Source organism: Rhizorhapis sp. SPR117 (genome assembly GCF_021742065.1).
On the sequence record NZ_JAKKIE010000050.1, the window covers coordinates 1 to 21,344 of the forward strand.

Annotated in this window: 17 protein-coding genes; 1 reads left to right on the plus strand and 16 read right to left on the minus strand. The window is 54.3% G+C overall.

All coding sequences use genetic code 11. From position 1 onward, the window contains the following. Positions 1-56 precede the first annotated feature (56 nt). The 9 genes from L3X40_RS16475 to L3X40_RS16515 all read right to left on the minus strand — a co-directional run bounded on the left by L3X40_RS16475 (position 57) and on the right by L3X40_RS16515 (position 10,447). Complete coding sequence (locus L3X40_RS16475) at positions 57-2,006, minus strand: glycosyltransferase (protein WP_237366572.1); 1,950 nt, start codon at positions 2,004-2,006, stop codon at positions 57-59. 9 nt (positions 2,007-2,015) lie between these two features. After that, positions 2,016-3,566 (minus strand): 6-hydroxymethylpterin diphosphokinase MptE-like protein, encoded by a 1,551-nt coding sequence (locus tag L3X40_RS16480; protein WP_237366573.1) that lies wholly within the window; start codon positions 3,564-3,566, stop codon positions 2,016-2,018. Between the two features lie 92 nt (positions 3,567-3,658). Continuing rightward, on the minus strand, positions 3,659-4,618 hold the full coding sequence (locus L3X40_RS16485; protein ID WP_237366574.1) for a class I SAM-dependent methyltransferase: 960 nt from the start codon (positions 4,616-4,618) through the stop codon (positions 3,659-3,661). 51 nt (positions 4,619-4,669) lie between these two features. Further along, positions 4,670-5,821, minus strand: coding sequence for a glycosyltransferase (locus tag L3X40_RS16490; protein WP_237366575.1), 1,152 nt, complete (start codon positions 5,819-5,821; stop codon positions 4,670-4,672). Positions 5,822-5,906: 85 nt separating this feature from the next. Then, positions 5,907-6,806 carry an NAD(P)-dependent oxidoreductase gene (locus tag L3X40_RS16495; protein WP_237366576.1) on the minus strand — a complete coding sequence of 300 codons (900 nt, stop codon included), beginning with the start codon at positions 6,804-6,806 and terminating at the stop codon, positions 5,907-5,909. Positions 6,807-6,894: 88 nt separating this feature from the next. Continuing rightward, entirely contained in the window at positions 6,895-7,578 is a 684-nt protein-coding gene (locus L3X40_RS16500) for an acylneuraminate cytidylyltransferase family protein (RefSeq protein ID WP_237366577.1), read from the minus strand. A 17-nt stretch (positions 7,579-7,595) separates the two neighbouring features. After that, complete coding sequence (locus L3X40_RS16505) at positions 7,596-8,612, minus strand: glycosyltransferase (RefSeq protein WP_237366578.1); 1,017 nt, start codon at positions 8,610-8,612, stop codon at positions 7,596-7,598. Between the two features lie 214 nt (positions 8,613-8,826). Next, positions 8,827-9,663, minus strand: coding sequence for a 3-deoxy-8-phosphooctulonate synthase (gene kdsA / locus L3X40_RS16510; RefSeq protein ID WP_237366579.1), 837 nt, complete (start codon positions 9,661-9,663; stop codon positions 8,827-8,829). A 4-nt stretch (positions 9,664-9,667) separates the two neighbouring features. Next, a complete protein-coding gene (locus L3X40_RS16515) occupies positions 9,668-10,447 on the minus strand; it encodes a 3-deoxy-manno-octulosonate cytidylyltransferase (RefSeq protein WP_237366580.1) in 780 nt (259 codons plus the stop codon). Between the two features lie 203 nt (positions 10,448-10,650). On the opposite strand from L3X40_RS16515, the gene L3X40_RS16520 reads away from it, so the two are divergent. Then, positions 10,651-12,732, plus strand: coding sequence for a capsular polysaccharide biosynthesis protein (locus tag L3X40_RS16520; RefSeq protein ID WP_237366581.1), 2,082 nt, complete (start codon positions 10,651-10,653; stop codon positions 12,730-12,732). A gap of 74 nt (positions 12,733-12,806) precedes the next feature. On the opposite strand, the gene L3X40_RS16525 is transcribed toward L3X40_RS16520, so the two are convergent. The 7 genes from L3X40_RS16525 to L3X40_RS16555 form a co-directional block, all read right to left on the minus strand. Continuing rightward, complete coding sequence (locus tag L3X40_RS16525) at positions 12,807-14,573, minus strand: polysaccharide biosynthesis/export family protein (protein ID WP_237366592.1); 1,767 nt, start codon at positions 14,571-14,573, stop codon at positions 12,807-12,809. A 5-nt stretch (positions 14,574-14,578) separates the two neighbouring features. Beyond that, positions 14,579-15,742: a hypothetical protein gene (locus L3X40_RS16530; protein WP_237366582.1), complete on the minus strand. Its 1,164-nt coding sequence runs from the start codon at positions 15,740-15,742 to the stop codon at positions 14,579-14,581. Beyond that, the gene (locus L3X40_RS16535) at positions 15,739-16,404 is read right to left on the minus strand and encodes an ABC transporter ATP-binding protein (RefSeq protein ID WP_237366583.1); all 666 of its coding nucleotides are present in this window, start codon (positions 16,402-16,404) and stop codon (positions 15,739-15,741) included. The genes L3X40_RS16530 and L3X40_RS16535 overlap by 4 nt, the downstream gene beginning before the upstream one ends. After that, a complete protein-coding gene (locus L3X40_RS16540) occupies positions 16,401-17,186 on the minus strand; it encodes an ABC transporter permease (protein WP_237366584.1) in 786 nt (261 codons plus the stop codon). Before L3X40_RS16540 ends, L3X40_RS16535 begins: the two co-directional genes overlap by 4 nt. Before the next feature lie 55 nt (positions 17,187-17,241). Continuing rightward, a complete protein-coding gene (locus tag L3X40_RS16545) occupies positions 17,242-18,075 on the minus strand; it encodes a fatty acid desaturase family protein (RefSeq protein WP_237366585.1) in 834 nt (277 codons plus the stop codon). A 75-nt stretch (positions 18,076-18,150) separates the two neighbouring features. Then, positions 18,151-18,660, minus strand: a complete 510-nt coding sequence (locus L3X40_RS16550) for a DNA-deoxyinosine glycosylase (protein ID WP_338331151.1) — start codon at positions 18,658-18,660, stop codon at positions 18,151-18,153. 148 nt (positions 18,661-18,808) lie between these two features. Next, entirely contained in the window at positions 18,809-21,343 is a 2,535-nt protein-coding gene (locus L3X40_RS16555; RefSeq protein ID WP_237366586.1) for an ABC transporter permease, read from the minus strand. Position 21,344 lies beyond the last annotated feature (1 nt).

The window sequence follows — 21,344 nt, forward strand, 5'->3', positions numbered from 1 at the left end:
AAGATGGCGCTCCCTTCGCCAGTCTTGAATCCGATCCGCGCGGAAAAAGGAATCCCTTAAATGTCCACACGCCTTAGATCACAAGGCGAATATATTTCCGCTGAGTCGCCTGTCGTTACCTCGAAAACTTGTTTTCCAGCCTTCATGATCCGATCCTTGAATTTCCTGTGCGTCTGAGAATATTTCTGTATTTCAAGGCCGCAACCAACCAGATAGACAGGATCAAATCCCATATGAAATACGAGTTGCATCGCCATAGGTAACGCATGGCCTTCTTCGAATAACCCGGCCGAAACATCGAAGGATGCGGGATTCGCCAAAGAGGTACCGGAATTCGTATGGACAGTTGTATAAAAATAGACATCCGGACCACCACGTAGAATTTCACGACATTTCTCTTCAAAGAAAAACGTAGATCCGGTCAAGCCGTTTATTTCACGGGCAAGCTCCGGGTTTTCGTGCCAGTCGGTCGTCATGTAAAAATTTGGTTTCCAGTAAATATAGTTATAAATACGCCTGAATCCATCGATTGCAAAAGTATATTTATCTTTCAAATGATTTGACGGAATATTCTGAACATCTGGAGAACCGCTGACAATGAATATTTCGTTTCCCCGATATTTATTCTTCAACTCTTGTAGACGCTGAACGTCTTGTTCTAGTAGTTTCGTTTCGCACAGAACACGCGTATCCACAGGCAGCGGATTTTCTGCGCTCAGGGTGTGTGTTGCTCCATACTTGGGGCGTTGCGCTTGGCGATAGACCTCATGCATGGCCTGCGCGCTTCGCTCCCAGGTGAAGGTTTGCGCACGGGCTTGCCCACGTTGCCTCAGGGACTCCGCCTGTGCCGTTTCAGTCAATACACCATGGATAGCTTCCGCAAGAGCGAGGCTGTCAGTCGGTTCGACATGCAAGGCGCCATCTGCGGACACCTCCCGCAATGCCGGGCAGTTGGATGTGATGACCAGTGTACCACATTTCATGGCTTCCAGAACCGGAAGCCCGAATCCTTCATCATATGAAGGATAGCAAAATACGGATGCGCCAGAGTAAAGAACGGGCAAATCCTCATCCTCGACATAACCCGTTACTAATATTCTGGACGTGTCCCCGTTGTCGAGTTTGTCCGCTATCGCTTTGATATGTTCAGAGAGCCAACCGCTCGAACCGGCCAGCACCAGGCAGAGATCATCGGCTTTCCCCTCCGCTTGAAGAAGGGAATAGGCGTCAATGACAGTCTCCATGTTTTTGCGTGGCTCTAAGGTATTCACGCAAAGAATGTACCGGGCACCCTCAGGAATTCCGTACCTCTTCCTCACTGATTGCATGGCCAGCGGATCACCGCATCGTTCGAACATGGGCGAAACGCCAAGCGGCGTGACATGAACCTGCTCCGGCGAAATATGCGCAAACAACTCAAGTAGGTCATTCTTGACACATTGTGTGCTCACCGTGACATGATGATGCGACCGCACCGAGTTCAAGAGACCCGTCAGATAATCTCCGATGGCGTTTGGCTGGTTTTCCTTTACAAACCATTCAGGGTTTTTCAGGGCGATGACATCATATACCGTCAAAACGACGCTTGGGTAACTATCGGACGGTAGAATGTTTTCCCCGCGCCAGTTCACATGGTAAATATCGAACTCCCCATGATTGTAAATGTGTGAGGGTGCATAGTTCTGAGAATGATAGGTTCTGACCAGCGATTGAAGCGCCCCGTTCTTTAAAGATGCATCCAAGACCCCGGACATCAAACGAGCCCCCACCTCATGGTCGGTCTGGGGAGAGAAAACAAACCGCTCCAGGCCAAAACGCCCTGTTTCCTGGAGATAACGTAAGGCTTTGCCATGCTGGGAGGGAATGGTTGAAAGGCGCAGTTTAATATCGTCTATGGCCGCCAGAGCCAGCCCCATCGCCTCGGTATGCTTAAATATCCCCGTCGGACGGGTGTTTGGCGCGCAATGAATATTCGCCAGGGTGGTAATATCGTATAAAACCTTCATGCCGCCCTCTTAAAACAACGCTTCGAAATTCACACGCGGCACCTCATCCAACTGCCCACCAACCGTTGCATTACGCAGCATCCCGCCGCGTTGTTCAATATAAGAAGCTGCCCTGGCAAAGCCGATTTTCATATCTCTCACATTGGGGTTGTGCCATTTCTTCCCCTTCCCGAAATAACGCGGATCGAAATGATTGGCGTCGTCATCCTGGGTGCTTTCAAGTTCAAGCTTGACGCCATCGCCAAAGACATCTTTTCCGCTTTGAGCGACCGTCTTTGGCACAGAATAAGAAACATCGGTTCCGATGAGGTATATCTCTCGAAAACCCATGAAATACGCCAATTCTATTGCGATGATCGCGATCGTGCCACCGCCACCAAATCCGGAATAGGCAACCATCGGCTCGAAACAGGTCTCGAACCCCTCATAAAATCCCTTCGTATGATACCAGTAATGGGCGTCTTTTAGCCCCATCATTTGTTTGTACCTAGCCGAAAAGAACTTGTAGGGAACATCGAGATTGGCGAATTCCTCCTTATTGTCTGGCACCACGCGAACATCGAACGCGGTGAAGAAGGTCGGCCGCCACGATATCCGGTCGAACAGCAAGGAAACACGATTGAGGCCAAAGACATATTCGTTTTTCAGCAGTTCAAGCGGTGTGTTATTCAGGCTTGGCCCATTGCCCATGATGAAAATGCGCTGCCCTGAAAACTTGTTCCGCAAGCCATTCATGCGGTCGATGTCCGCAAGGTCAAGGGGCTCGCCGGTCACGGGTTGAAACACCGATCGTGTCTTTATGGTTCGCTGTTTCTTTAATTCCTCAGAGAAGGCTGCTAGCGCTGAAACACTCCCTTCCGGCGCCTGTTCTTCATAAACCTCCGTTTGATGCCAGAAAACAGGCTCTTCGGTGGACGCATTTCTGATCCGAATGGTGACGACGGCGTTTTGTATGCCCGGCGCAAGCGTTGCCTTCAAATGCGCGAACCGGTTATGCCCGTTCTCAAGACGCGCCGCAGCAAGAACGCTCTGCGTGGCGCACTCGACGACCTCCAGTGTCGCTTGACCGTCACAATCGAACGTGTATTCCGTGCTCAGGGCATAGCACCGGCCCGCTGGAAGTTCGATCCGCGCAACGTCCAGAACGCGCTCCTCGTCCTCAGCTGGCGCGACGACAACCCTTTTGACGAATGTGCCATCGATTAGCGCCTGATCGACTAGGCTCCCATCCACATCGAGGCGCGCTACCATGAGGGCGTTGGACTTCAGCCTGCCCATGGCCGCATCGACACACTCTTGGAGCCGAGCGTGATCCTCTGGCGGCAGGCTCGCCAGGATGTTGTCAATGTCATCCATCAGACCAAGAAACGCCACCGCCCGTTCGGGCGACGTGGCCTCCTGCCCGGAGAGCCGCGAAAGGAGGAACGATGCCTTCGCGAAACTCCCTTCCCGCTTAAAAAGTTCTTTGCGAAGTGCATCAACTGCCAGTCCATCGCGTAAGGACGCCTCTGTACTGTTACCCAGCGCCTGTGAGATGACGTTCTTAACTGCATTGATCATTCGCGTCCTCGTGTACTGTTTCAATATTATGGAATATAACCGATCGGAAAAATAATATGGAAATAGTAATATAATTCTTAATAAACATTATATTAAAATTTCAATCTTCGAACGACAAATGTATTTGATATCCACCTGTCCGCTTTTCCCGTACTATCATCTTCCCGAACCTCAAGTATTTCACATTTTTCTTTAGAGATGAGCGAGAATATGACGTGTTGTGGAAGACAATGCATTTGCATGTCCAGCGCGTGATCTTGATCGAGCCATTCATCGATGCTGAAGCGATAGCCAATCGAATATGTTGGCACCTGGAATATGGCCATTCCGCCGATTTTGAGGGACTTCAGCATATTTTCAATCATTTTGGCGATCATAGGGGGCGGGTTATGCTGAAATACGATGCGTGAGAAAAAGAAATCACAATCCTCGAAGGTATCCAACAAATCATTCACAAGATGGAAGCTACATTTTTCTCGCACCTCAAGTTCTTGTGCACGCTGTTCAGCGAGGCGCAATAGGCTTGGCGAAATATCATAGGCATGGGTTCTTGAGAATCGCGGTGCTAACCCCATAGTGACGCGACCGGCACCGCAACCATAATCAATGCACGTTTTTGTTTCTAAAGAACCAAATCCATGACGTTTCAGCATTCTCTCAAGCATGGCTGCGATGCGTTCGCCACTGATCCAGAAGCTGTCAATGTTCTCAGAAAGATTCTCAGGTAGATACTTGTTTGACGTCGAAACGGCAAAATGCGGTTTTACAAGACCCAGGTGAGTCCACGCAGCCTTGATTGTGGCGGAGAATCTGGAAAGACGATCAGGTGAGGCATCATATTCAATCTCGTTCGCTGGCAAACCCAGCGGCAGGAAATTGGGTATATGCTCCTTCAGCTTACGTTGTCCTTCCATTGAAATTAAAAAACTAGCCCGAAGAGCAGAGAAATTTTTATGCGCCTTCCTTTTTTCTCGAATGGCATCTTCGGATTCTGGTTCGCGTTCCAGAATCGTGCGATAACACCAGATGACTTCATCACGTGTTACAGTCATAATTATTTTCTCACTCTTGTCATTTCTAGACTCATATTCTGACTCCGCGAATTACTGATACACGATCCCCCACCCATCTCGTCCCACACTTAGAACCGGACGTTCACGCCGCCCGCTGAGCCAGTCGATAAGAATATTCCATTTTTCCGCGACGCTGTCCCAGGTCATCTGCCGGATACGTTCACGCGCTAATGCGTTTCGGTCGAACCACACTTTGTGATCGGCATCGGCAAGTTGTTCGATAGCGTTTGCGGTCTGCTCGGTATCGGCCGCATCGAACCAAATCACTTTTCCGGCCATTGCCGTAACATGCATGCGGGCTTGCTCGATCTGGTGGACAGCCACGGGCTTACGCGCAGCGATGGCCTCCATCGGAACATAAGCGCCGCCTTCGGCTAGGCTCGGCACGATGACGCCATGACAGTGTCGGTACATCTCCATCAACTCACCATCCGAGACATAGCCGGGAAAGGTCAATTCCTGTTCAACACCATATTGACGAGTCAACGCCTTCAAATGAGCGGTCAGATCGGGAGTAAAATCCGAGCCGGGACACAGGATGCGCACTGTCCGTCCTCGCTCCTTGAGTCGCTGAAGGCCGCGCATCAAGCCTTCGTGATTCTTGTGCGCCTGAAGCTGGCCGGGATAAAGCAACTCGCAAAACTGGCCGGAATATGGCGACGCATGCGGGCCAGATTCCGCTATCTCACTGGTGTCGAACATCAGCGGGCTCTCTGTCAGGAACAGATTCATGAGCGTTAATCCCGCGATCCGCTCCAGTGCGTAATAGGTGCGCGGAAAATGCGTAACGACAGCGGTGGCGCGCGTCATGTTCTGTTTGAAAGTCTCACGCATCACCTCGACATTCGGGTATTTCCAAGCAATATCGTAAATGTGCAGATCGTGACAGATCAATATGGAACGATCACAAAAATCAGGCCCCTGGAAATGATGCGGCAACAACTCAATGGCCTCACGCTTGAACGCGCTGGCGCGTTTTTTCGCAGCATCCACAAGGATGATCTCATGAGCGGCATGTTCAATGACCCCCCGCAAAGGACTATTTTGAATATCTTCCAACCTGTTCACGACAAAGATCAAGTTGTGCTTTTCGGAAAGAGCCGTACACAGGTTTACCAACACGCCGGGGACGCCAAGAGCACTCTTGAAGGCGACCTTTTGACAGTTCACAATCAGATTCACGGCTTCTTCCCAAATGCTACATTGTTCATTATTGAGCGTTCATTGTTGAACATTGTTCTTCCCACGCCATCTGCTTCCTATTGGTTCACACCACACGATTTGCTACAAAACTTGCCTTCTTCACCCCCAGCACATCGAAGGCGATGTCGGTGGTCATCTGGTTGATGCGCGCCACCGCCTCTACCGTGTTGGACCCATTATGGGTGGAAAAAGTGCAGCGGTCTTCATAGCCGCGCAAAGGAGAGCTCTCCGGAAGGGGTTCCTCCTCGAAAACATCCAGCCCTGCCCCCGCAACGCGTCCTTCGGCAAGCGCTTGGGCCAGCGCGACCTCGTCCACCAGCGGGCCTCGCGAGACGTTGATGATAAAGACGCCCGGCTTGACCCTGGCCAGCGTCTCCCGGCCGATCAGATGGCGGTTCTCCGGCATCAGGGCGCAGGCAAGGAAAAGCACGTCCGCGCGCTCCAGCACCGCATCGAACGGTGCCTGTGTCGCACCAATGGCGTCAAGATCCGCACTCTCGATTCTCGCCACGTCATAGCCCACCACCACCATGCCAAAAGCTGCGGCACGCCGGGCGATCGCCTGGCCGATCGATCCCAGCCCGATGACCCCTGCGGTCAATCCCGAAAGCGTGCGGCCCTCGGCCTTCAACCATCCGCCGGTGCGCACGGAGCGGTCCATCAGGTGCGTCTTGCGGGTGAGCATCAGGAGGTGGCTTATCGCCAGATCGGCGACTTCCTCGCCAAATACGCCCGGCGTGTTGTAGACGGGAATACCCACCCGCGCCGCGTGCGGCTTGTCGATGCCGTCCGTTCCGATGCCCCATTTAATCACGGCTTTAAGGCTGCTTGCCTTGCCGGCGTCAAGGACGCTAGCACCGATGTCGTCATCCCCGGCAATAACTATATCGACGCCGACGATATGCCGCGCCATCTCCGCAGCGGAAAACTGCTGCCCCTCAAGCGGTGGAATCACTACTTCCACGCCAGCTACCTCGTATTGCGAGCGGAACTCTTCGAAATGCCGCGCTAGATGCATACAGGTAATCAGAACTCTTGGCATGACTTCCCACTCACATGCGTGTTTGTTTGTAGATGAGATCGGCTATTTGGAAGTCTAATTCCTCGTCCAGGTCCTGCGCTTCCACCTGTTCGATCTCAAAGAGAAATGGCCGGTTGCCGATACGGTTATGCTTGGTGACCAAGGTCTCCCGCTCGAAGATGTATATGCAGGAGTTTTCCTCATAGACGGGCGGCAGGTCCTGCGTGCGCAACAGAATATTGGGGTTGTGGTTGATCGCCCGCCCCAAGGGATCCCAATAGCGCGTCTGCTGGCGGGTGACGCTGAACAGCGAGTCATAGACCGGATAGTTCTTGAAGAACGTATCCACGGCGCGAGCAAGCGTTTCCGGCTTCAGCAGCGGATTGGTGGAATGGGTTTGCAGGTAAAAGCGTGACTCCACCTCTTGAATATCACGTAGCAGAACATCGTTCATTGGGGTCGCGCCATCCTTGAGATGTTCGGGGCGATCGAGCACCAGCACTTGCGGATATTTCTCCGCGCACTGCGTCTTGATAACGGGCGAATCGGTATCAATGACGATCTTCTCAATGACCGGACAGGCAAGCATCACATCGACCATGTGATGAAACAGCGGCCGCCCATCTCCGAAGGCACGATAATTCTTGCCCGGAATGCGTTCGGAATTGTGGCGCATGGGCATGAGGGCAACAAGTTTACGTTCTCGCTGGGTCACAGAATGTCCTTATTGAATCAAGCCAGTTCATCCGTCTTTTGGGGATGAACGTGGGCGTAGTCGATCCTGCGTGCTTCGTGAGCCTCGGCTGGAGGATGGTGAAGGGTGCGCGCCGGAAAATAAAAGCGCTGCTTGAGTTCCTGCGAAACCTCTGACGGGTCCCTATGCCCCTGCCAGGCACCAAAGAACTGATTGAAACGGAACCGCAGGATTGAAAACCATTCCCTGACGAATGCCTTTTGCTTCATCGCCGCAGCGGCGTCCACGACGATGTTGGCGGCGAACAGGCGAAGGAAATCAAGAAAAGAGAAATGTGCCTCTGCGTCAATCCGGCGCAGAGCCATGGCTTCGCGGCGGTAGCGGTTGCGTACTTGCAGCCAGGTTTCATCGTGAACATGGGCGATAGTTGCCTCCGGCTCATAGACCAGCCAACCGCCTCCGGATTGCGCGCGTTTTGCCCAGTCGAGATCTTCAAGGCCCGTGAGCATCTCGTCATAGCGCAGGGCTTCCCAAGCCGAACGGCGAACGGCACAGTTCGCGTTGTTGCAAAAATAGCCCTGTTGCGGAGAAGCGCGCTCACCAGGGAACCAGCGCGCAAAGAGGCAATGCTCGGAAAACTTGTTCGTAACCCCGCCCTGCTGCCGTCCATAACAGAGTACAACGCGCGGGTTCGTAAACGGCTCAATGAGGCGCTCCAGCCACGTATCATAGACAGGGTAAACATGCGCACTCACAAAGACGAGCATTTCTCCACGCGCCGCCTCACATCCTATGTTGAGCGCACGCCCGAATGTGAAATCCTCCTTGGCAATGTGAACAACCCGCGCTCCATGGCGTTCTGCAATGGGAACAGTGCCGTCTGTCGAACCAGAATCCACAAGAATAACCTCCTGCGGCTGAACGCGTTGTGCCTTTATGCCGCGTAGAAGCTTCCCGATATGGTCTTCCTCGTTGTAAGCGCGGATGATGATGGAAACTGGAGCAGTTCCAACAGCCCTTCCCTCTCTATCCGCCCAGCAATCAGGGATGTTCATAATGCGGCTCCATTATTGGCCTGCGGCATCCAGTATTTTCTCGGAAATTTAATCGTTTGAGTCACGCGGCCAATCCGAAAATCTCAACGGCGGCATAGTCCACGACTAAAACGTCTAGCGAAGCGACACCATTAAACCGCACTGCACCAAACGAGTTTGACAATATCTCCCAAATAATTGGCCACATCAAATTTTATCCCCATTTTTTTGCACACTAGACCGAAAAGCCGTTTGCGATTGAACTGATGTCATTTAACACAGCCTCCAACTCCGTCACCGGCACCATGTTCGGGCCATCCGATGGCGCGTTGTCCGGGTCTTCGTGCGTTTCGATGAACACCGCCGCGCAGCCTACGGCCACCGCGGCCCGTGCCAGCATCGGTACGAAGCGGCGCTCGCCGCCGCTGCTCGTGCCCTTGCCGCCGGGTTGCTGCACGCTGTGGGTCGCGTCGAACACGACCGGATAGCCGGTCTCTGCCATGATAGGCAGCGAACGGAAATCCGTGACCAGCGTGTTATAGCCAAAGCTGGTCCCGCGTTCGCACAGCATGATCCGTTCGTTGCCGGTGGACGCGATCTTGTTTGCGACATTGCCCATATCCCAGGGCGCAAGGAACTGGCCCTTCTTCACATTGACGGCCGCGCCAGTCTCTCCGGCTGCGAGCAGCAGGTCCGTTTGACGGCAGAGGAAAGCGGGGATTTGCAGCACGTCCACCACCTGCGCCGCGCGAGCGCAATGGGATGCCTCATGCACATCGGTCAGCACGGGACAGCCGAAGCGATCCTTGACGGCCGCCAGTATCTCCAACCCCTTTTCCATGCCCACGCCTCGCGAGGTATTGTACGAAGAGCGGTTTGCCTTATCAAAGCTGGACTTGTAGATGAAACGAATGCCGGCCGCGGCGCTGGCCGTCGCAATCCGGTCCGCCATCATCAGCGCATGGTCAAGCGTTTCAATCTGGCATGGTCCGGCGATGAGGACGAGCGACAGATCGTTGCCGATACTGATATCCCCTACCCGGACATGTTTGTTTGCTGCGTTTTCCGCCATTTCCCTAAAGTACTTCTTCAATTCGCGCAACATCCACGGGATTATTGAGTTCCCAGAAGAGCCGCCCCCTTGCATCCACCTCCACGCAGAGAATGGCTTCACCATTTTCCAGGAAACGAAGCTGTTCAAGGCCTTCATTGGCCTCCAGCGGGCCTTCTGTCCACCCCGAATATCGGCCAAGCGCTGCCGGACGATAGGCATAAACGCCGACATGATGAAAGACGGGAAGCGGTTCCACATCTTTCCCTTCTGGAAGGTAAGGCAGGACTTCCTTTGAAAAATACAGGGCACTGCCGTCGCGGGCGAAAACGGCTGTCGTTCCGCCAACCCGGCCTGCGGCGCGGTCATCCTTGAAATGGCTATAGGTCTGATGATCGCATCGCAGAACCGGCGTGGCCACAGACATATCAGACCGGGCAGACATGGCTTCGATGAGGTCTTCAAGAAACCAGGGCGGGGTAAGGGGGGCATCCCCCTGCAGATTCACAATCAGGTCAGGTACGCGATCAAGGCTGTCCAGCGCTTCGGCACAACGCTCCGTTCCGTTGGCGCAGGTTTCACTGGTCATGATGACCTTGCCGCCGAATTCATGAACCTTGGCGGCGATGCGATCGTCGTCGGTCGCCACGAAGATGTCACTGATGCCGGAAACAGATGTTGCCGTTTCCCAGGTGCGCTGAATCAATGTTTTTGGAATGCCATCAGAACCCGTGAGTTCGACCAACGGCTTCCCCGGAAAGCGGGATGAGGCATAGCGTGCCGGAATAATGATAACGACGCTCATTCAGTCATGTCCCTTTCAGTCACGGACCGCAACGCCAGTATGTGAACAGCGGAGGCGGGTCAAACACTTCACCCCTTTTTCAGGTTGAACCATGGGTGCGCTTTCTGCAAAGGCGCTCCTTCATACACTCGCTATTACGCGCACGGCTGGATAGAACGCATGACGGTTGGGAACGGGGCAACAGCCAGGAGACATGGGAATTCATGATTGTTCTAACGTCTCGCGGCATCCTGCGCATTCCTCTTCTCGCTGCATTGCTGGAAACGGGCGTCCGGTTTGCAAGCCCATCCGCCATATCGCAGGCTCATAAAATCGCCGGTTGGGGCATGAAGCCGTCAGGTCGCCGCGCCGCAGCATTGGCGCGCAAGCATCACTTGCCACTGCTGAACCTGGAAGACGGCTTTCTGCGCTCCTTCGGCACGGGCGACCTGTTTCCGCCACTCTCTCTCGTGGTCGATGATGCTGGCATCTATTATGACAGTACACGGCCCAGCGCGTTGGAAAATCTGCTGAATTCCGAAGCGGGCCTCCTCAACGGCTTTTCAGAACAGGTCGAGGTCGCCAAGCGCATGGTTCTGAAACATGCGCTAAGCAAATATAATCATGCCCCAAATATGGATACTGCCTTATTACGCACCACTGATCGCCAACGCGTGCTGGTGGTGGATCAGACTTTGGGCGATCTTAGTATCTCTCTGGGCGCGGCGCGGGAGGAAAGTTTCGCCGAGATGCTGGCGGCGGCACGCGCTGAAAATCCCGACGCCACAATCTATGTAAAAACCCATCCCGAAGTCAGTTCCGGTCGCAAGAGCGGGCATTACAACGCGATCTGCGATGATGATCGAACGGTAGTCCTGCGTTCCGCCATCAATCCGTTAAGCCTTATCGAACATATGGACCGGGTGTATGTGGTAACGTCCACTCTGGGCTTTGAAGCATTGCTTGCTGGCAAGCAGGTGACCTGTTTTGGAATGCCCTGGTATGCTGGCTGGGGCGCAACGGATGATCGTATGGCTTGTCCACGCCGAACCGTGCGCCGATCAGTCGATGAGCTGTTTGCGGCGGGATATTTCCATTACCTCCGCTATCTCGACCCGGTAACACATCAGCGCGGCACGATATTCGACGTCATCGACTGGCTAATCCGGCAGCGAGAGACTGATCAGCGCTTGCACGGCCTGTCCGACAAAGGACGGATGATCTGTGTCGGTTACCGGCGGTGGAAGCAAGCCAATCTGGCGCCGATGTTATCTCTGAATCCTGGCAGAACATTGTTCGTGCCGGACGTCCAGGCGGCGATGAAACTCAATCCCGGCCCCGATGACTATCTTGTCTGGTGGGGCTGTGAAGCGCCATCTGGCGTTACGGCTCTCGCCGTACAATGCGGCGCGGGAACCATGCGGATGGAAGACGGCTTCATTCGATCCGTGGGACTTGGATCGGACCTCATCCGGCCGCAAGCCCTCGTACTGGACAGACGTGGCATATATTTCGATCCGCGCCAGCCATCCGATCTTGAAGACATTCTCAATGACGCCGCCTTTTCAGAGGAAGAGTTGGCGCGCGCGCGTGAAGCACGTGAATTCATTGTCGAACACGGCATTACCAAATATAATCTTGAGCCTCGGGCAAAGGCGCAATGGCAGGTTGATGGCCAGTCCGCGATATTGGTGCCTGGTCAGGTGGAAGACGATGCCTCCATCCGGTTTGGCTGCACCGACATATGCACCAATCTGGACTTGCTGAAAGCCGTCCGAAGCGCTCGCCCCGATGCGTTCATCGTGTACAAGCCCCACCCCGATGTCATGTCCGGCAACCGCACTGGAAAGCTGGAGCTTGCTCAGTCCCTGGAGTGGGCCGATCATATTGAAACCAACCTTTCGGTCATAAGCTGCATCGAAGCATGTGATGAAGTGCATACCATGACCTCCCTCACTGGATTTGATGCCCTGCTCCATGGCAAGCATGTGGTCACTTATGGCCAGCCATTTTATGCCGGCTGGGGCCTGACCGATGATAAAGTATCGGATGGTCTCGCCTTCAAACGGCGCAAACGAGGTCTGACATTGGAGCAGCTGATCGTCGGCGTGTTATTCCGCTACCCCATTTACTGGGACTGGACGCTGAAGGGCTATACCAGTTGCGAAGCCGTTCTGCATCGGATTATCGAAGAGCGTGGTGCCCTCGAAAACAGTGGCAAACTCGATACATTGCGTTTGGGCTATATGAGGCGGCAATGGCGCAAAATCCGCATTCTGGCCAATGCGTGGCTATCGCGGAGATAATTGTTTCATCGACTTATGCTTGTTTGAAGCGTGAAGCCTGAAGTATGTTCCTTCAGGCCTCACGCCTCCATCCCTCAAAGCCCTAATACAACCCCTGCACTCACCGCGATCTGGTAGATGATCTGCGTCATATCCTTGAAAATCTGACGCGATTTCACATCGATCTTCGGCAGAACCAGAATTTCGTCACCCTGGTTAATCGGCGATTTTTGACCACTGAACTCCAGCACACGCGCATTGCGTTTTGCTTGAGCGAAACTGCCGTCCGGACGAGCTACAATAATGCGCGTTGCGTCCGCGTTGTTCGTATATCCACCCGCGCGATTGATATAATCGCCAACTGTCATGTTTCTGTCGAATGCGACCGCATTGGGGAACAAGACCTCACCGCTGACGAGCACAAGGCCATCCTTGATCGGAACGCGGAGAATATCGCCATTCTCCAGTAACAAATCGCCCAGATCGGCAGATTGAGAGATAACGACCTGGCCATTGGGCTCTATTTTCCGCGCACGGTCAATCCAGCGGAGGATGAGATCCGCCTCTTGCTTACGCAACAGCGCCTCATCACTGGTGCCCGAGCGTGCGTTTAGAGCGGCCGTTTCCAATGATCTCAAGGACACTTCCAGCAATTTGCGCTGACGCTCCCTGACGCTTTCCCGGAAGAGTTGAATGTTGTTACGGTCCGAGCGATTGGAATATTCTATTTTCCCAAGCAGGTCACCAAGGTGCGAGCCATATGGCAGCACATATTCCTGGGGGCTTTCATGTTCACCCTCGACTCTGACGGTAATCGTCCCCAATTTCTTGTCGGCCGTAAATGCCAGTTCGTCACCATTTTTCAGGACGACATTCGGCGCTTCCGACAGCGGGTAATATTCCACATTCTTGGTCACGCCAGTGTTGCGCACGACCCGGACATGTGTCGCCATTGCCATCGGCTTTGCAAATGCAATCAGATCAGCAAGTGGCTTGGCCTCGCCTGAAAACTCAAATCGTTTGGCATTTTCCACAAGGCCGCTAACCAAAATGGTGCTTTCTCGCGGCCCTACAAAAATCACATCTCCATCAGCGAGCTGAACCTGAGGAATTTCGCCGTTAAGCAGAAAATCATACAGGTTCATAGTCGCACGAACTGCGGTTCCCCGCTTTATTTCTATACGCAGGAAGGTGCCTCGATCGGGGTCTATACCGCCCGCCTGATCGAGATAGTTCAGGATGCTGTCCATGCTGGTACCGGCATACGCACCCGGTCGACGAACGAAACCGCCGACATAAACCCGCACAGGCTGAGCCTCCGCAAGGCTGGCATAAGAAAATACGTTGGACCGGAAAACGCGGCTTATTGCGCTATCCACTGTAGACTGCAGGTCCTTGTTTCGAACGCCAAGGAGGCGGATCGGACCAACGTTCGGCAAAAACACATTGCCTTGCGGATCGACGGTTAAGGATGCCTGAAACTCAAATGCGCCCCATAGTCGCACTCGAATGCTGTCCCCGACGCTGATGACATAATTGGGATTATACTGTGCCGCTGCCTGGCGGGCAAAGGCTCCAGTGAACAGATTTGCCCCAAAAACATCGCTTTTCAGATTAGCGGAATAATCGAGGTTCTGGGGCTTTTCAGGTTCCACCATAGGGGCAGGCTTATCTACCACAGCACCCCGGTCGTGATCGCGGGACGATGCGCCCATGTCAGTGTCTTCGGATCTTTGACCAGCGCTAGGGCCAATCACGGATTTAAGAACATCGAACTGGTCATTGCTCTGGGCCAGAGCTACAGGCGAATAGACGAACGCGATTGCGAAGGCAAAAATAGCCAACAGGTATTTGGGAAACATCAATATTAATCCCTGTGATCTTTGACAATCGCAAGAAGCAAATGCGCCATTCCGGCGATCAGCATGGCGACAATGACATAGAGGATGCTGTTATAGATCCGGCGCGGCTTTTCGGCATGTTCAGGCATGGAAGGCGCCTGTACGACCGATATTTTCTTGATCTGCCGTGTTTCTTCCACCCGTCCTTTTTCCAGGGCGGTCAGTGCGGTTTTGTATACATCCTGAGTGAATTGCGCCTGCATTTCCAGGCGCTGAAATTCTTCCAATTTGCTGTTCAGCGTCTTGCCATTGGGAGAGGTCAGCTTTGCTCTTTCCTCGTCAATTTGCCGGTTGACCGCATCAATCTGCTGCTCGGTTTCCACGATATTGGGATGATCGGATACCAGATAGGATTGCAAAGCACTCAGCTTGGTTTGCAACTCCGTGCGCTGCGCCTCAAGTTTGGCGACGATAGCACTGATTGTCTCTGTTGTCGCTTCCGGCGACACCAGGCCGTTTCGGTTCTGATAGGCCAGCACCGCGCGGCGGGCATTCATAGCACGCGCGGCCATTTGAGAGACCTGCGCCTCCAAAAAATTCACCTGATCACGCGCCAGACTATGCGCCATTTCATTCATGAAGCGCTCGCCTTCGCGCACGAGCGTCTTCGTGATGGCCTGCGCAGTTTGCGGATCGAAGCCTTCGGCCTTGATAATCATAACGCCCGCATAATCATCATATTCTATGCTGACACGAGAGAGATAATATTCGTGCAATTTCTCAATCGATGGATTGGATTCCATTCGTGACAATGGATCAATGGAACCAGAGGAAAAATGATCCCGAAGATTAAGGTCGACATCCAGTTTCTTGACCATATCGACGGACCGAAGATAATCCCTGAGGATCAACTGATCTCCACGATTGGCGGTCGATCCGCCAGTCAATATCCCTGCAAAATCGGTCGCACTCCCACCGGTAAGTTCCGTGCGTTGAATGATCACATGCGCTTCTGAAACATAGCGATCGGATGCGATAAACAACCAATATACTGCTGCCAGCAATGACAAGATTATGGCTGCCGCCAAGATGGGATTGCTCTTGGTAAGCGGCCATATATCGCGCTTTACCCAACGGGAGCTGCGTGCCGTCAAATCCGTAAATTGCAATTCAAATATTTCGTGCTTCATAAGGATAAGCTACTCTTATATGCCTTCAGTGCATCTGCAATTTTGTCGAACCAATAGGCCTTGCCCTCATGGATCCAGATGCCAGCTTCGCAAAATTCCAGAAGAGTGCCCTCCCCATGCGATACCATGATGATACTCGATTTTCCGACCAGATCTGAAAAGGCTTTCCCCGTTTTTTTCCTGAACTCGGCATCCCCGACCGATGTGATTTCATCGGAAATATAGACATCGAAGTCGAAGGCAAGTGATAGTGCAAACTGAAGACGGGCCTTCATGCCTGACGAATAGGTTTTGACCGGGTCATCGAAGGCTTCTCCGATTTCTGCAAAATCTTGCACGAAGTCGATTTTCTCAGGAATGAGGTGTCCTTGTCCATGAATACGGCAGACAAATTTCGTATTTTGCCGTCCGGTCAAGGAACCTTGTAATCCGCCACCAAAGCCCATAGGCCATGATACCCGGCAATGCCGTTCAACCGTCCCCTTCGATGGCTGATCGACGCCACCGATAATACTCAACAAAGTCGATTTCCCAGCACCATTGCGTCCCACCAGACCGACATTGAGTTTCGGCGGGATTGTAAAGCTAATCCCTTCCAATATCCATTTGCCCGGCCCGTGATCAGTACGATACCGCTTATGAAGATCGTCGACGATTATCATTTGGTCACCATATAAACGGCATATCGGCGATGCAGAATAAGCCCCACGAAAATACCCACCAGAGCACAAGCATAAAGATAGGAAAGGCTGACGCCTGGGGCTGAATGATAATAGGGTGCGAAGCCTTCTCTTGCTCCGTCCAGCCCATGCACAATGGGGTTAATCAAGAGCCAGTCCCGGTAAGGCTCAGGTACGCTGCCAATTGGAAAAAGCACCCCCGATATGAAATAAAGCGGCATCATTACCATGTTGACAATCTGACGGAATTCAGGAGCCAGCTCAGACAGTACAGACACATTTAACCCCAGAGCGACACCAAGTAACCAAAGCCCAAAAAAAGCGCCAAGCACCGCTATAGGGTCAGCCGGCATGACGTCGTGTCCGAGCAAAATCAATCCTGATACGATCACCAAGATGACCATCACCATCAACACACCTTCCAGAACACCTCGCATCAACACGGTGTCAGTGGGCTTGACCTGGCGATAGGAAAACAGGGCGCGGTTCGAATCTATAGCGCCAGCCATTTGCGTACCTGTTCTTCTGAACAGGAAAAAACCCTGTAACCCGAGCACCAGCCATATAAGGGCATCGATGCCCCCCACGGTGCGTTGACGGACCACCGCATATAAAAGGCCCAATATCGTCATGTGGAGGACTGGTTCGGCAATCAGCCAAAACCATGCGGCCCGACTGGCAAAAAGCCGGGCGAGCGCTTCCCGTAGCAACAATGCTTTCCAGACAGAAAGTGCCACCCCGAGCGAATTACGGTACGCTTCCAATTGAATTCCTAAAATCTATTGCCTGTCAAAGGTTGCCCCAGTTTAATCAGTGCCATCACCCCACCGGTTCCAACCCCTCATCCCGCAAAAAACCCCGCATATAAGCAAAACGAAAAATCATATTCACCATCGGGTTTGACCAGCCACAGTTCGTGCTGAAATCACGACGAAGCGTGTCATGGTGAAGCTGGTGTGCCTCTGGCGTCATCAACAAGCCAACCTGGCGCATGGACCGGATAATCCAGGGGTTCTCCGCACGGTGCAAAGTGCCGTGGAAATATTGCGCGAATGTTCCGCCAATCAGTAGCGAGAGGGTTCCCGCAGCAATCCAGGAAGGCACTGGCCACAATAAGCAAAGCAGGTTGAACCCCAACGACACGGGCAGCGCCCCTACCACAATCGTCGATCCAATTTGCCGCATCATCGTACGCCGTCCCAGGGCATGAGGCCGGGGATGGTGATTCTTGAAGTCGTAAACCAGGCGCTGAAACGGATTGACGTTCGCCATGACACGTCGAAGCATGACCTGATATTCATGGGACGCCCGCGATCCCGTATAGAAATACAACCGATCCAAACCCCGCCCCGGCGGACAAGGGTGATAGTCCATGAACATATGCACCAGACCTGACAACATATCCGCCACAAACCATCCCACCAACATCGCAGGGATCATCAGCCAGTGAATATCCCTGACCACCCACCACAGGTTCAGTGATGCTGACATCACGAACATAGCAAGGACGAAACGCATCTTCATGGCGCCCCCGTAGACGATCCTTCGACCGAGATAAACCATTCTGATTGCTAAAGACGCATTCGCTTTGCCTTTTTCAGGGAGCATCAAGAGATGGCGGATGCCAGCGCGGAAACGATGGCCGGGCCGCACGCAGCGCCGGGGCAAGGCGATCCCAGGCTGGCGTATTAAATCAGCGTAGCAATATGATCACAACCGACGGCCGTCTTAGCTTAGAAATTGCTCGACCACACGCCACGCCGTCAATTTCTCGGCACGAGACATGCCGGCATGAGCAGCGCTGGAAGAAGGAAGATCGATCAACGCCCAGCACGCGGCCCGCCCCTCAAAGTGCCGCCTTCCCCACCTTGATGCAGTTCCACCATTAAAACCGATCGCCTTCAGCTGCGGTAGTTTGCCGGCGAAATCCATAAGATCGCGATGCGTCGCATCCCGTATTGCCGAGTCGAGACTTCCCTGTCGCCGCGCGCTGGCGATGACATCCCAAAGTCCGACATGGTGAGCTTTCAGCCGTGCTGTTCGGTCAGCATAGGGCAAGCTCCACAGGTCAGTCTCGCTCAACACTTCTCCCATAAGCCACCAGAAGGCATTTGTCGGATGGGCATAATATTCCCGAGCCAACAGCGATCGCTCCCCAGGCATACTTCCAAGCAGCAATAATCGGGTCTCTGTATCGGCAATCGGAGGCAAAGCGGTCTTCATCACCGGATCGATCAAGGTACGAGGTCTCCTGTGGCATGTATGAGCTTATACGCGCGAACGACAGGGTGGTGCCCCCCTGTTTGGTATTGCTCGTGTCTTGACGCTTCCCTCGCGGGAGGCGATCGCCTTCAAAAGTGGTCGTTCCCAAGTAACGGACGAGATTTCAGACTTTCCGGAGAGCTTGCGCAGGACGCAAAGTCATTAGCGGGAGCGAACCGACGAGACCTATACCAAGAGTCATCACAGCCCCACCCAACAAGGTCGCCAGCACAATGCGCCAGTCCGGCGCCCATCCGAATTCGAAGACCTGGACGATGACGAACCACGCTGCGGCCATGCCGAGCAGCAAGGAGACGATCGCCAGAACTGCTGCGATAAGTCCATATTCAAGCAATTGTGTGCCAAGTATCTGCCAGCGGGTCGCACCCAGCGTTTTCAGTATGATACTGTCATAGCTGCGCGTCTGCCGCGAGGCGGAAATCGCGCCGATCAACACAGCTATGCCCGCCAATATGGTGATCGATGCAGCCGCGACGATTGCCGCCGCCATCTGATCGAGCAGGTCACGCACTTGCCCCAGGACATCACCCGTATCGATAACCGATGCACTGGGGAAGGCGGCGAGCAAGGCACGTGTCATCTCTCCCTTTCGATCATCGCTGAGAGTAATCGTCGCTGTCAGGCTGTGCGGCGCGTTCGCAAGTGCGCTCGGCGAAAACACCATCACATAATTGAAGCCCATCGTATCCCAGTTTATCTGCCGCAGCGACGCGATCCGCGCCTCGATTTCCCGACCGAGCACGCTCACGGTGAGCGTATCTCCCACATCGAGATTAAGCGCCTCGGCCTGCTTGGCATCGAGCGACACGAGCGGCGGCCCGTCATAATCGGCAGGCCACCACCTCCCCTTCACCAACTCGCTGCCTTCAGGCAGGGTAGCGCTGTAGGTGGCCCCTCTTTCGCCGCGCAGCAGAAAAGCGTCGCCGGGCACGTCATCGCGGTCGGTCACACGCTGCCCCCCATAGGCAATGACCGTTCCGCGTAACGCAGGCACGACATTGAGTTTGGCGGCGGCGTCCGCCCGCATGACTATCGCGTGCAGCTTTGCATTATCGTCCGATGGCACATCGAGCACGAACAGGTCCGGTGCCTGGTCCGGCACCGTATTCTCGATTTCACTGCTGAGGCTTGTCTGAATGCCTGCCAGCGTCACGAACAAGGTGAGGGCCAGCCCCAGAGCAATGACGAGCGCGGTAGTCTGCGCGCCGGGCCGGTGGAGATTTGTGATTGCAAGGCGCAACAGCGGTCGACGCGGACGCGGGACCTTACGCGCCGCCCATCGTGCCGCCAGGCCGAGCAACGAAAGCAGCAACAGCACTGCCGATATCGCGCCAATCACCCAAAGCGAAAAGACGATGTCGCGTGCGCCCGCCAGAACCAGCGCGAGCAGCAGGAAAAGGGCGATGCCTGCGACCATCTTGCTGCGCCCATCCAGCCCGTGGCGCGGCGGGTCAACCGTCGCGCGCAAAAGCGCCGCTCCCGACTCGTGCCGCACTCTCGCCAATGGAGACACCGCAAAAATGAGCGCGATGAGCAGACCATAGAGCATGCTGGTGACGAGCGGCAGCGGATGAATGTCAAAGCCGGGACGAACCGGCAGCACATCGCCTGCCACCGCAAGAATCAGCGGCACGACGATTGCGCCCACCGCCACGCCGGATGCAATCGCCAGGACGGAAACAATCCCGATTTGAAGGAGGTAAATACGCGCGATATCGGTGGACGTCGCGCCCAATATCTTCAGCGTGGCGATGCTTCTGCGCCGAAGCGAGAGATAGGATGTAACGCCGTTGTTCACCCCTATCCCTGCCACCGCCAGGGCAGTCAGGCCGATGAGCGAGAGAAACTGACCCATCCGACCCAGAAAGCGGCTTGTACCCGGCGCCGCATTCTCCCGGTCATCGATTTCCCACCCCCGGGACGCATATTCCTTTTCCAGGCGCTTGCGCAGCGCTACTGCGTCTTCGCCAGCGGGAATTCGTATCCGGTATTTGCTCTCGAACAGGCTGCCGGGTTGTATCAGCCCGGTGCGGCGCAACCCCTTCATCGAGACGATGGCCACCGGACCCAGGGTGAATCCTTCGCCCACCCTGTCGGGTTCGTCGGAGATAATGTCCTGGACGGTGAATTCGGCTTCGCCATAGCGCAGGCGATCTCCCGGCACGATGGACAGTCGTTCCGACAGCGCCTTGTCGATGAGGATTGCGTCATCGGCAAGCAATTCGGTATAGGCACCTGCCTGCAATTGCAGCGTGCCAAAGAGGGGATAGGCGCCGTCCACGCCTTTCAATTCCGTCAGCACCGCCCCCAGACCATCGGGCTGCCCCCCACCGACGCGGCGGGCCATCGCGCGCATGCGGATAGTTTCGCTGAGATCCCCAAGCCGCGCGAACATGCGCTTGTTCACATCGCTAGCCTCGCGCTGGGTCATTTCGACCTGGATGTCGCCGCCCAGAATGACCTGGCCTCGTTCTGATATCTCTTTGGTGATGGCGGAGGTCAGGCTGCCGATGGCTGCCAGCATTGCTACGCCCAGAAACAGACAGACGAATAACAGGCGCAAGCCAATCAGCCTTACATGGAGGTCGCGCCGAGCTATGCGCCAGCTTCCGCGCCAGCCGAAATCTTGCCCTGTCATT